We start from the raw sequence: 11,900 nt of genomic DNA, 5'->3' as shown, positions 1-11,900 counted from the left end.
GCGTCGTGCCGAGCGCAGCCGAGGCATTTCGCGTGCCATAGTAAACCATAACGATTGGATTGCTTCGGGACGTGAGATGCCTCGGCTGCGCTCGGCATGACGTTTTCTGTTCCTACACCGGCCAACTTACGGCCCAGCCGGCGCGTATGGGAGGCACTCCCATTCTTCACGCCCCCGCCCATGCTCAAATACATTTCCGCCGCCGACCGCCACCATGCTGCGCCCGCTGCCTGGCTCAACAGCTATTTCCTGTTCTCGTTCGCCGATTATTTCGACCGCGACAACCTGCATTTTGGCCCGTTGCGGGTGTTTAACGACGACAGCGTGGCCGCGCAGTCGGGCTTTCCGCAGCACCCGCATTCCGAAATGGAAATTGTGACACTGGTGCTCGAGGGCGAAATCACGCACCAGGACACGATGGGCAATAAAACCACCATCAAAGCCGGCGAAGTGCAGCGCATGACGGCCGGTTCCGGCCTGGCCCACTCCGAATTCAACCGCCAGGACAAACCCCTGCACCTCTACCAACTCTGGTTCATTCCCGGCCAGAAAGGCCTGACGCCCAGCTACGAGCAGAAGGATATCGGTTTCCTCAGCGGCAACAAAAACGAGTTGGTGCCTCTCGTCACGGGCCAGAAAGTACTGGAAGACGTGGTCTACATGAACTCCAACAGCACGGTGTATTGGTCCAACCTGAGCGCCGACAAGGAAATTGAGTTTAAAACCTTCCCCATTCGCCTCACCTTCATCTACGTGAAGGAAGGCGTCATCTTCGTGAACGGCACGGAGCTGGGACCCAACGACCAGGCCCGCATGACCGACGACGACGTGGTGCAAATCAGGGCCAGTAAGGACGCCCAATTCATCCTCATTGACCTGCCCGCAAGCGAAGCCAACTACTAAGCTGCGGTTTCGCAAAAACAAAAAAGCCGGCACGAAGCCGGCTTTTTTGTGTCAATGCCATTCCATAACTGAGGTCGAAGGCGCTTTAAAAATTGTAGCTCACCCCGGCCGAATACCCAGTCGATTTGCCGATGTTGCGCCCGGCCACGTAGGTGCTGATGCCCAGCGTCAGGCCGAAGCCGTTGCTGATGGGGCGGTAGCCGCTGGCACCCAGGCGCACGTAGTTGACGCGCGTGGACGGGAAAAAGCCGGTGAAGCCCTGTTCGGAAATATCGGTGCCGCCGTTCGACTCCTGGAAGGAGGCGTAGCCTTCGAGGTAGGTTTTGGGGCCGGCGTAGCCCAGTTTGGCTTCGCCGATGAGGGCGTTGGGCACCAGGCCGCTACGCAGGCTGTAGCCTACCTGGGCCGTGGCAAACACGCCGGACGCTGTTTTGAGGTGGGCCACGCCGGCCGTGGAGTACTTGGTGGCCCGGTTGCCGATGGCAATGATGTAGCCGTAGCCAGTGTTCGTCTGGTAATTGCTGAGCGGCGTGCTGAAGCTCACCACGCCCAGCAAATCGAGGATGCTGCTGCCGATTTCGCGCGAATACGCTTTAAACTTGAGCAGGGCCGTTACGTCTTGCAGGCCCTGGCGCACGTTGGTGTAGCCTTGGTCGCTATACAAGGCGCTGAGGTCGTTGATGACGGTGCCCGGGGCCCGGCCTTTTGACTGGATGAAGGGCAGGCTCACTACCGCGTCAATCTTGTCGGTGAGGCCATAGGTGGCGTAGAGGTTGACCGAGTTGACGCGCACTTCCTGGAAAATAGGCACCTGGTCGATTTTCTCCGGGGCGAGGTACACATTGGTGTAGCTCTCTGTGGTGCCCGACAGCGACGCCGAGCCATGCCCTTTGCCCGCCATAAAGCCGCTTACCAAGGTTTGTGCCCATCCGGCCGAAACGCTGCCCAGTACTAACATCGCGCTCAGCGCAAGCGTAGAAAAATTTTGCATATAATAGGATTTTGCAAATAAATAATTTGCCGGGTGTTGGTTGCAAAAAGGCCGTACTAATTATTTCAAAGCGCAATCTACGGAGATTAATTGCCTGTCGGATTTACCTTCGTGCAATCCGAAGCCGATTTAAAATCGTTTGTATTCAACACTTTGGGTCGAATTGCAAATTACGCCCGACCAATACATCCTTTTACCCGATGAAAAATTTTTTCTCTCTTACAACAGGTGTTCTGGCCATGTCCTTGCTGGTAGCCGGATGTGCTAAAAACAAGGACGTCGAACCGACAATTACCAATATTGCCGTTACCAATCCCGACTTTCAGACCCTGGAAGACGCAGCCATTCGCGGCGATGTGGCCGTGCTGCTGGGCAACAAGAATGCGGCCGACCCATCGGGCAACTTCACGGTGTTTGCGCCCACCAACGCGGCCTTCGCCCGCCTGGGCCTAAACTCGGCAACGGACCTCACGGCCTTGCAGCAGCCGTTTCTGCGCAGCACCCTGTTTTACCACGTGTTTAGCGGCACGCTGCCGGGCAGCGCCCTCACGGCCGGCAGCACGTCGGTGTCGGCACTGGGCGTTACGCGGCGCATCATTCAGCGGGCCGACAGCAGCAAGTACGTCAACGGCTCGAAGATTCTGGGTACGGACGTGACGGCGGCCAATGGCCTGATTCACCCCATCGACAAGGTGCTGCTGGCCACGGGCGGCAACGTAGTAGAATCGGCGGTAGCGCTAAGCACCGCAAAGGTCTTCGTGAAGCCGGAGCTGACGTTCCTGGTGGCGGCCGTGTTGCGCTGCAACCTACAGGGCCTGCTTTCGCAGCCGGGCCCCTACACCGTGTTTGCGCCCACCGACCAGGCGTTTATCGACGCCGGCATTCCCAACATCGACGCCATTAACAAAATGGACGTCAACACCCTCACCGGCATTCTGGCCAACCACGTGCTCAGCAACAGCAGCGCCGGACAGCTGGGCAACAAGTTCACGCCCGAGCTGCCGGCCGGTAGCTCCGTTACGGCCTTTGGCGGGCGGCCCCTGGCCCTGGGCGCTTTCACCGACGGCGTGCTGACCGTGAAAGGCGCGGGCAACCCGGCCCCGGCCAACATGGTGATTCCCGACGTGCAATGCACCAACGGCGTGGTGCACGTCATCGACCGCGTGTTGCTGCCCTAGCAGCGCGGCAACAGAGCAGCTAAAACGAACAAACAGAACGTCATGCTGAGCGCAGTCGAAGCATCTCTACCGCAGCACTAGCCATTTAGTATCGCGGTAGAGATGCTTCGGCTGCGCTCAGCATGACGTTCTTTTTTACTCGATTCGCAAGCTACCCAAAGCTACATCGTGTATTTCCGGCCCTTGTTTTGAGCTTTCAAATAAGCCATCAGCGGTTGGAAGTAGTCGACCATGGCGCGGGCCGAGAGTTCTTCGCCCGTTTTTTCTTTCAGCACCACGCGCCAGTCGCGGCTGGCGCCGGGGCGCATGATGTCGCGCAAGAAATCACCAACTTCCTTGTTGCCGAAATAATTGGTAGCGTGCGGGTCCTGGTGCAGAATGTTCTTGGCAATGTGGTCGTGTAGCTGAAACAGAATGACGTAGCTCAGGGCGTAGTCGTAGTACTGAGCGGGGTCGTCGTTGATGTGGGTTTTGGTGGCGGGGTCGAGGAAGTTTTCGCCGCGCTCGGTGGGCGGCACCATGCCTTGGTACTGCTTGCAGAGGGCCCACCACCGGGCGTTGAGCTGGTCGGCGGGCAGGTTGTCAGCGTAGAAGCTGTTTTCCCACTCGCTCATCACGCCCGAGGCGAAGGGTATGAACGTGACGTAGCTCAGGGCCTCTTGCAGCAGCTGCTGAGTCTGGTCGGTTTTGGTGTTGGCCGGAATCAGGCCAAGGCCCACTAGGAAGGGCTTCTGCTTGGCCGCCAGGCCCATCATGCTGCCGATGGCTTCGTGGTAGGCTCGGTTGGCGCCCTGGCGCAGCAACGGCGGCACGTCGGGGTTGGAGTAGGTTTGGTAGTAGAAGATGTGGCCCAGCTCGTGGTGAGCGGTTTCGTACCACTCGGTGTTGGGCTCCACGCTCATCAGGCTGCGCAGGTCCTGGTTCAGGTCCATGTGCCAGGCGGAGGCATGGTTGTTCTTTTTGTAGCCCGCGTTTTTGGGCAGGGGGTAGAGGCTGCTTTTTTCGTAAAACGAGGCCGGCAAGGCCGGGAAGCCCAGGCTTTGGTAAAACCGCTCGCCCTGCTTCACTTGCCACTCGGCGCCTTTCTTGGCCAGCACGGCGTCGAGGTTCAGGCCTTTCACGTCCACCATGGCGCCCCAGTCCTGGCCCCAGCGGTTGGGCAGCCAGTGGGCGGGCAGGTAGTCGGGAACCTGCTTCACGTGGTATTTCTTTGCCAGCTCATAGCGGGCGTAGGTATGCAACTCGCGGTAGAGCGGACGCAACTCATCGTTGATTTTGCGCACCAGCGCCATCATCTCGTCGCGCGTTAGGCCGTAGTCGCTGGCCTGGTAGGTGAAGTAGTCGGGGTAGCCCAGTGCCTGCACCGTCTGGTTGCGCAGGTCGCGCAGGTTCAGCAGGCCGTCTTTCAGCGTGGGGCCGATGGCCTTGCTGGCTTCCCACACCTGTTGGCGCTTGGCGGGGTTGGTTTCCTTGCGCAGCAGGTCGTCAATGTCGTTGGTGGTGACGGACTTGCCAGCGTATTTGTAATCAAAGCCATAGAGCTTTTCCGTTTGGGCGGCCTCGGCACTGATGCGCTTTTTCACCACACCGGCCACCGTTTGCGGGTTGTTGGCGGCATTGTAAAGGGCCGTTTCCAACTGTTTGACCTGGATGGGGGTGAGGGCGCTTTTGTGCTTGAGCAATTCGCGGAGCTGCTCAATGTTGGCCGTGCTGCCCGTGAAGGCGGCCATGCGCTGGTTGGCGCGGGTGGTGGCGCCGGCATTGCTGGTGTCGCCGGCCACAATGTGCGTGTTGGAGCGCCACTCAGCCTCGCTCGAGGCCGTGTAGAGGCGCACGTACTCGGCGTTGTAGCCGCGCAGGAAGTCCTCGGCCTGGGCGCGGTAGTCGGGCGGGGCCGGCGCGGCGGGCGGCGGGGCAGGAGCGGCCGGCGTGGTGGCCACGGGTGCTTTCGCGGTGGGCGCGCAGGCGGCCAGCGTGGCGGCCGCCAGAAGGGGAAGTAGCTGCTTTTTCATGGAGCAAAGAAAAGCATTTGCGCCGCGCGTGGCAGCCCCCAATTCTAATGCTTCATGCCGTGCATGCCGGGCTGGCCCTTGCCCAGTTGGTCGAGGGCGGCGCGGAAGCCGGTGGCCAGCTGAGTGGCGGGCCCGCGGCCGTAGTAGTGCAAAAACACCATGCGCGGCTGGTCGAAAAGCATGTGGTTGTGCACGGCCACCACTTCCAGCTGGTGGGCGCGCAGGGCCCGGATGACTGGGTTGACTTCGTGCTCCAGCATGGCGATGTCGCCGGCTATGTGGGCGGCCTGTGCCGTGCCCGCAAACGCCGCCCACGAGTTCAGGCCCATGGCGGCCGTCATCTCCGTGTTCATCATCAGCACGCGCAGGTCGGCGCGGCCCACGGTGTATTTGTAGGTGGGGCCGTTTACCTTGCCCTGATACTTCACAATGGCGTCGAGCGCCGGCAGGTCGAACAGTTCCTTGCCCGTGGGCGCGGCGCCGGGGGCCGGCGTGGCGTTGTTGGCAGAGGTGGGTGCCGGGGCTGCCGGGCCCGGCGGCTGGTTGGCAGGCAGCAGCTTCGAGTTGCGCAGGGTGGCGGCAAACTTGCGGGCCAGCTCCGCGGGTGTGCCCATGCCGTGGAGGTGCATGTAAAAAATGCGCGGCTCCTCGTAGAAAAAATGGTTGTGCACGGCCCCAATCTCCAGGCCATTGGCGTGGGCGGCATCCATCAGAGGCGCCACTTCTGCCTGTAGCAGCACGGTGTCGCTCATCAGCATAGCCGCCTTTCCGTCGAGGGTGTGCTTGATGGCCACCCACCCGCCAAAACCGAACGGGATGGGCACAGGCTCGCCGTGGATACTTATTTTCAGGTCGTTGCGCGGCAGAGCAGTTACGTGGGTGGCCTGGGCCTCGTCGTAGCTGCCTTTCTTGCCCAGCGCAGCTTCGATTTCGGCAATTTCCGCTGGCGTCAGTGCCGGTGTTGCGGCTTTAAGGACGTGCGCCGCCTGCGTGGCCTCGGCGGGTAGCAGCGACGTGGCGCTGAGCAAAGCGGTGGCGCGCAAGGCCTCGCGCCGGGACATGTAAGTACTCATAAGCAGCCGGAATGAAGCGCAAAAAAACGAATGCACGAAAGAACAAGCCAGGCTTGCTAATGCAACTCGAACGCCGCCCGTAAGGGGTTGGCCCGGCCCCGCAGACTTCTAACTACGCCGCCTGCGCCTGCATCAAATGGCAATCCTTATACTTCTTGCCGCTGCCGCAGGGACACGGGTCGTTGCGGCCAAACTTGCGGCGGCTGCGCAGGGTTTTCAGCCACTCGCGCGGGTCCACGGCGAAGCGCAGAAAGCGCTTTTTGGGGTTTTGGCGGAAGGCCCGGCTCAGCAGCTCGTACAGCTCGGGGTGGTTTTCCTGCAGCTTCTCGGGCTTCTCGAAAAAGTATTCGGTGACAACGGCGAAGAACTCGGCCTCGTTGGTGGCGGCGTAAGGGTTGATTTCGGACTTACCTTCCTGAATAGCGGCAATTTCACGCTGCATCACGGTGGCCCAGGGCTGCAGCAGCTCGGGCGGCAGGGCAGCTTTGGGAAGGCCGTCAATCACGCCGTCGGCCTCATCGAGCAAGTGCGCAAACTCGTGGATGCCCACGTTCTGCCGGTCCAGCCCGTCGCGGAAGCCCTGCTCCAGCGAAGCCTTCGACAGGCGCATGTAGTGCTGGTTCTGGAAGCCCTGCACTGAGCCCAGCAAGGTGCCCTGCAACGGTTTCACTTCCTTATCGGGGTCGTTTCCCAGCTTCCACGCGTCGGGCACAATGAGCACCTCGCCCAGGTGGCTGTACTCCCAGTCGGGAAAGCCAAATACCGGAATCAGCGCCGAGGCCGCCACCAGCAGGCGGGTGGTGTCGTCCACTTCCGTCTGCACGCCGGTGATGCGGGTATTGGCCAGAAACACCTGCACCTGCTTCTCAAAGCGGGCTTTTTCGTTCTTCGTTAGTGAGAGGTAGAACGCCACGCGCTCGGCCAGCACCTGCCGCCACGCTGCCGGAAACTCCGTGGCAACGGCCTCGGCGCGGCGGCGCGAGTCGGCGGTGGCGTAGCGGTAAAAGACGTACAGGATGGCTACTAAAACGGCCAGGGAAATCAAGTAAGGCATGGGCCGGTAGTACGGCTTGGTGCCCTTGGGGTTGGCCTAGGGCTTGGCCGCCGGGCGGTGCGGGGTAGCGTCGGGGTTGCTATTGAGCCGGTAGGCCAGCCCCGCCCGCAGTTCCCGAAGCCCGCTGTAAACCATAGCATCAAGGCTCACTGACAAGCGGTTGGCGCGCCACCCAATGCCAGCATAAGGCAACAGCAGCCCCACGTCATCGTTGTCGCCGGGGTTGGGCGTGGCCGCCCCCGCCGGCAGCGTAAACCGGCGGCCCGTGACGACATCGTTGGTGAAGCCGCCGCCGATGAAAATACGCTGGCCGGCGGGCAGCGGGAAGTAAACGCGCGCCCCCAGGCGGGCCGTGAGCAGCCAGGCCCGGTAGGTGTAGTCGCCAAACACCGGGGTGGTGTAATTATACACCACGCCCCCAACCACCATCGAGGACGGAATGGTCCCGGTTTGCACGCTGCCCCCGCCGCTAAAGCGGCCCACGGTCAGGTCGCCGTACAGCGAAACGGTGCGGTTGGGCAGCAGCATTTCCCCGTAAAGGCCGCCCGAGGGCCACCCCCAGTGCCGACCATCTTCGGTCGGCCGAAGCAGGTAGCGCGCGCCCGCGGCGGCCCCAATGTGGAAAGCAAGGCGATGGGGGGCTTTTTTCGGAAAAAACGTGCGTCCGGCCGCGCCGCCCGGCGTGCACGTTTCGTTGAATGCCTGCACTACTGCCGCCAGTCCGGGCGCCGAATACTCAGCGCCCACGGCGGCGCGGCTGGCCGCCGGGCAGTCGCCAAAGTACCGTTCCAGCTGAGCCCGATAGTTGTTGCCGTTCACGACTTCCAGGGTGCCGTAGCGGCCGGTGTGCAGGTACTTGCGCTCGCTCAGCTCCAGCAGGGGCTGGCCGGGCCGGCTCACCACGTAGTGGGTGGCCCCGATGCGTACCACCCGCACCAGCGAAGCGGCCCCTTCCACCAATACCTCGGCCAGCACCGAATCTACGCGCACGTTGGGGGTGTAGCCCTGCGTCAGCCGGTCGAGGCGGGTTTCGGCGGCGTGGTCGATGGGCAGCGCTTGGTAGCGAAAGTAGCGCCCCAACGTGAGCGCCACGGCCCGCAGCTGGCGCGGTTTGAACAGCTCGCCGAGGCCGTTGGACGTGGACCGGAAGCGAATGAACGTAGGCGGCTCTTCCCAAACCCCATTTTCTACTTCGCCCCGCAGGGTATCGCCGGTGCTGCGCACGATGTAGCCCGGCTCGAAAGCCTGCGCTTGCGCACGCCAGATGAAACAGCTTAGAGCTGCGGTGAGGAGAAGGCGCGGGAGCATAAGGGGCAAGAGTAGGGGGCAGGCGCTGGCCTTCCGCTCAGGTTTTGGTTTTAAAGGGCTTGAGCTAGTGGGTGGCCGCAGGCTTTCTCGCATCCGGGTTGCGGCCCAGGCGGTAGCTCAATCCTAGGCGGGCGGCGAAGTTGGTGCCGAAAAACATGGGCCCCAGAAAGTCGCTTACCTGGCCCATTCCCTTGGGACCGGTAATGCTCCCCGAATCCACCATGTCGCTGCTGGCATACATCTGGCCGTCGAGGCTGAGGGTGAACCGGTCGCGCCGCCAGCCGGCGCTCACGCTGGGCGTCAGGACGGGGGTGGCGAAGTAAAGCTGCGGGTCGGTGGGCGCGGCGCCTCCATTGAGGGGGGTAGTCTCCGCCCCGGAAATGAAGTTTAATTCGTAGCTGACGCCGATAAAGGCCAGCTGCTCTTTGGGTAAGCTCATGAAATAGCGCATGCCAATGCGAGCCGTCGTCAGCCAGGCGTCGTAGACAAACTCGTTGAACCCCTCGGCCCCGGTTAAGGGAACGTACGTTCGCTCGGCGCCCTTGCTGTGGAAACGGCTCAGGCTCAACTCGCCGTGCACCGCGATGTTGCGCCCGGGCTGCAGCAGCTCGCTGTACAAGCCGGCGAAGGGGTGCGGCTGGCAGTCGGTGCAGGCGCCTTCGTAGTGCAGCGAGCCGCTCTCGATGCGGTTGTAGCGCACGCCCGCGAGCAGGCCGCCCTGAAACGCCACTTTGCGGCGTGGGTGAGCCAGCTCTAGCAGGTTGCGGCCCGGCTGGTGAGCGCAGGCTTCGTTGTAGGCCTGCACCACGGCCATGAGGCCGTCCGCCGTGAACGGGGCCTTCTGCACGGCGCTGTGGGCGGCCGGGCAGTTGCCAAAATACACGCTGAGCTGGCCGCGGTAGTTGTTGCCGTCGGTGAGCAGCCACGCCAGGTCCACAGTCCGGCGCAGGTATTTGCGTTCGCTCAGGTCGAGCGGGGCATGGCCAGCCTGCAGGAGCAGGTAGTGCGTGGGCCGCTCAAACTTCTCCACGCGCACCAGCGACACCGGTCCGTCCACGAGTATTTCGGCCAGCAGCGAGTCAACCTGCACGTCGGGGCGGTTTTCGTAGGGCAGGTCGCCCACTTTGGCCCGTGCTGCGTGGTCGATGGGCAGGCCTTCGTAGCGAAAAGCCCGGCCCGCGGTAAAGCTCACCCGGCGCAACTGCCGGGGCTTGAACAGCTGGCTGGCACTTTCCGGCGTCGGCCGAAAGCGGATGTAAGCTGGCGGCTCCTTCCAAAACCCGTTTTCAATCTCGCCGCGCAGGGTGTCGCCGGTGCTGCGCACGATGTAGCCCGGCTCGTATACCTGGGCGGTGGCCGAAAAGGATAGTGAAACGAAGGCGAAGCAGTAGAAAAGTAAGCGTGTTGACATAGGAAAGGAATTGGTAGCCAAAAAGCACGCTAAAATAAGGGCAAATGCGTCGCCAGCTTCTGCCGCAGCAGCGCAATCAGCCGCTCATCGCCAAACGGGTATTTATCCGGAATACGCAGCACCACCAGGGTTTTGCCGTGCAGCTCTTCCTCGAACTTTTCGCGCAGGCGGTCGGCGTGGCGGCGCTCCATCACGAAGATGGTTTCGGCCCAGCCCAGGTGGCCGGCACTCACCCGTACCCGGGCCCCCGGCTCGGTGCCGGCCGAGCGGGCCTCGTAGTGCGGGTGCTCGTCGAACAGGCGTTCGGCGGTGAGGCTGCGCCACTTGTTTTGGGAGCAGATGAAGAGGATTTTCAAATTGAATAATGGATACCAAAACGTCATGCCGAGCGCAGTCGAGGCATCTCGCGTGCAGCAGTAATTAATTTTACTATGGCACGCGAGGTGCCTCGGCTGCGCTCGGCATGACGTTCAATTGATTGTTCTGCTACCGAATCAGGGCCACCTTCACCTTTTTGCCTTTCACCTTGGCGCCCTGCATGCGGGCCAGCACTTCCTGGGCTTGGGCCTCAGGCACGGCCACGAAGCTGTGGTGGTCGAACACTTCGATGCGGCCCACGGCCTCGCGCTCCAGCCCGCCCACGCTCACGAAGGCGCCGGCCAGGTCGCCGCGGCTTATTTTCTCGCTCTTGCCCGCCGACACATGCAGCGTGACGGTGCTCGGGCGCGGGGCCTTGGGTGCGGCGGCGGGCAGGGCCGGCGGGCGCAGGCCAGCCCACTGCACATTTTTGGCGGTGGGCCACTGCTGAATTTTTTGCTGCTCGGGGGGCGTCACCAGCAAGTGGGCGGTGCCGGTGGCGCCGGCGCGGGCCGTGCGGCCCGCCCGGTGCTGAAAGGTGTCGGTGTCGTGCGGTGGGTCGAACTGCACCACGGTGTCGAGGTCGTTCACGTCGAGGCCGCGGGCGGCCACGTCGGTGGCCACCAGCACAGTGGCCGAGCCGTTGCGCAGCTTCAGCATGCTTTTGTCGCGCTCAGGCTGCAGCATTTTGCCGTGCAGGGCCTCGGCGGCCAGGCCCCGGCCGCGCAGGAAGCGGGTGAGCTCCTCCACCCGGTCGCGGGTGTTGGCAAACACCAGAGCCCGGCCGGCGGTGGGCTGATTGAGAAGGTGAAAGAGGGCAGCGGGCTTCTGCTCGGAGGCGCTGAGCACGTGGCCGCGCAGCACCAGCGTGTCGGGCAGGGTGGTGGCGTTGGCGCCGCCCACGTTCATCACGCGGGGGCGGGTGAGGTGCTTGCGCACCAGGGCCAGCACTGCATCGGGCATGGTGGCCGAGAACAGCAGCGTTTGCCGGCGCTGCGGCAGGCGGCTGATGATGGTGGCCATTTCCTCCTGAAAACCCAGCTCCAGCAGCTTATCGGCTTCATCCAGCACCAGCACTTTCAGGCGGTTGGGCACAATGGTGCGGCGCTCCAGGTGGTCGAGCAGGCGGCCGGGGGTGGCCACCACCACGTGGGGCATCTGCTGCAGGCCCTTCACCTCGTCGCGCATGGCGTGGCCGCCGTAGTAGCCGGCCACGCGCAGGTTGGGCAGGTGCTTGCCCAGGCGCTGCAGGGCGTCGCGCACTTGCAGCACCAGCTCGCGGGCGGGCACCAGCACCAGCGCCTGCACGGTGGCCGAGGTGGGGTCCACCTGTTGCAGCACGGCCAGGCCGTAGGCGGCGGTTTTGCCCGAGCCGGTGGGGGCCTGCCCGGCCACGTCCTGCCCCTCCAGGGCGGGGGCCAGCACCAACTGCTGCACGGGGGTGGGCTGGGTGAAGTTCAGCTCGGCCACACCCGCCAACAGGGCGGGGGAGAGGGCGAAATCGGCGAATTGCGGGTCAAGCTGGGCGGACTTGGGCGCTTCGGAAGCGGCCCCGGCGGCGGAGGTATCAGGAGTTTGCACGGGGCAAAGGTACGGCCCGGGGAAAGGGAAGC

At 63.0% G+C, this 11,900-nt stretch carries 10 protein-coding genes; 2 read left to right on the top strand and 8 right to left on the bottom strand.

All coding sequences use genetic code 11. The annotated features are described in order from the left end of the window. Positions 1-180: 180 nt before the first annotated feature. Positions 181-903, top strand: a complete 723-nt coding sequence (locus I2I01_RS04995; protein WP_196285306.1) for a pirin family protein — start codon at positions 181-183, stop codon at positions 901-903. Between the two features lie 85 nt (positions 904-988). Here the strand turns inward: I2I01_RS04995 and I2I01_RS04990 are convergent, their stop codons facing one another. After that, the gene (locus I2I01_RS04990; protein ID WP_196285305.1) at positions 989-1,894 is read right to left on the bottom strand and encodes a hypothetical protein; all 906 of its coding nucleotides are present in this window, start codon (positions 1,892-1,894) and stop codon (positions 989-991) included. 200 nt (positions 1,895-2,094) lie between these two features. Between I2I01_RS04990 and I2I01_RS04985 the strand changes: the two genes are divergently transcribed. Next, on the top strand, positions 2,095-3,072 hold the full coding sequence (locus I2I01_RS04985) for a fasciclin domain-containing protein (protein WP_196285304.1): 978 nt from the start codon (positions 2,095-2,097) through the stop codon (positions 3,070-3,072). A 161-nt stretch (positions 3,073-3,233) separates the two neighbouring features. Here the strand turns inward: I2I01_RS04985 and I2I01_RS04980 are convergent, their stop codons facing one another. The 7 genes from I2I01_RS04980 to I2I01_RS04950 form a co-directional block, all read right to left on the bottom strand. Then, positions 3,234-5,084, bottom strand: a complete 1,851-nt coding sequence (locus I2I01_RS04980) for a M2 family metallopeptidase (RefSeq protein ID WP_196285303.1) — start codon at positions 5,082-5,084, stop codon at positions 3,234-3,236. 44 nt (positions 5,085-5,128) lie between these two features. Further along, complete coding sequence (locus I2I01_RS04975; protein WP_211537815.1) at positions 5,129-6,157, bottom strand: DUF1259 domain-containing protein; 1,029 nt, start codon at positions 6,155-6,157, stop codon at positions 5,129-5,131. 112 nt (positions 6,158-6,269) lie between these two features. Then, a complete protein-coding gene (locus I2I01_RS04970) occupies positions 6,270-7,211 on the bottom strand; it encodes a M90 family metallopeptidase (RefSeq protein WP_196285302.1) in 942 nt (313 codons plus the stop codon). Between the two features lie 36 nt (positions 7,212-7,247). Next, positions 7,248-8,519: a hypothetical protein gene (locus tag I2I01_RS04965; RefSeq protein WP_196285301.1), complete on the bottom strand. Its 1,272-nt coding sequence runs from the start codon at positions 8,517-8,519 to the stop codon at positions 7,248-7,250. A 64-nt stretch (positions 8,520-8,583) separates the two neighbouring features. Further along, positions 8,584-9,930 carry a hypothetical protein gene (locus tag I2I01_RS04960; protein WP_196285300.1) on the bottom strand — a complete coding sequence of 449 codons (1,347 nt, stop codon included), beginning with the start codon at positions 9,928-9,930 and terminating at the stop codon, positions 8,584-8,586. Between the two features lie 29 nt (positions 9,931-9,959). Next, on the bottom strand, positions 9,960-10,286 hold the full coding sequence (locus I2I01_RS04955; protein WP_211537814.1) for a low molecular weight protein tyrosine phosphatase family protein: 327 nt from the start codon (positions 10,284-10,286) through the stop codon (positions 9,960-9,962). Between the two features lie 130 nt (positions 10,287-10,416). Beyond that, positions 10,417-11,868, bottom strand: a complete 1,452-nt coding sequence (locus tag I2I01_RS04950) for a DEAD/DEAH box helicase (protein ID WP_196285298.1) — start codon at positions 11,866-11,868, stop codon at positions 10,417-10,419. Positions 11,869-11,900: the final 32 nt, after the last annotated feature.

It is taken from the genome of Hymenobacter properus, assembly GCF_015694735.1.
Classification (GTDB): Bacteria; Bacteroidota; Bacteroidia; order Cytophagales; family Hymenobacteraceae; genus Hymenobacter; species Hymenobacter properus.
The sequence above is the reverse complement of the archived record's forward strand: the minus strand, read 5'-3'. Positions and strand labels throughout refer to the sequence as shown.

What these genes read in the sequence shown, in the direction of transcription:
- I2I01_RS04995 (WP_196285306.1), top strand. Translation starts at nt 181, where the DNA reads ATGCTCAAATACATTTCCGCCGCCGACCGCCACCATGCTGCGCCCGCT.
- I2I01_RS04985 (WP_196285304.1), top strand. Translation starts at nt 2,095, where the DNA reads ATGAAAAATTTTTTCTCTCTTACAACAGGTGTTCTGGCCATGTCCTTG.
- I2I01_RS04965 (WP_196285301.1), bottom strand. Translation starts at nt 8,519, where the DNA reads ATGCTCCCGCGCCTTCTCCTCACCGCAGCTCTAAGCTGTTTCATCTGG.
- I2I01_RS04970 (WP_196285302.1), bottom strand. Translation starts at nt 7,211, where the DNA reads ATGCCTTACTTGATTTCCCTGGCCGTTTTAGTAGCCATCCTGTACGTC.
- I2I01_RS04960 (WP_196285300.1), bottom strand. Translation starts at nt 9,930, where the DNA reads ATGTCAACACGCTTACTTTTCTACTGCTTCGCCTTCGTTTCACTATCC.
- I2I01_RS04980 (WP_196285303.1), bottom strand. Translation starts at nt 5,084, where the DNA reads ATGAAAAAGCAGCTACTTCCCCTTCTGGCGGCCGCCACGCTGGCCGCC.
- I2I01_RS04990 (WP_196285305.1), bottom strand. Translation starts at nt 1,894, where the DNA reads ATGCAAAATTTTTCTACGCTTGCGCTGAGCGCGATGTTAGTACTGGGC.
- I2I01_RS04975 (WP_211537815.1), bottom strand. Translation starts at nt 6,157, where the DNA reads ATGAGTACTTACATGTCCCGGCGCGAGGCCTTGCGCGCCACCGCTTTG.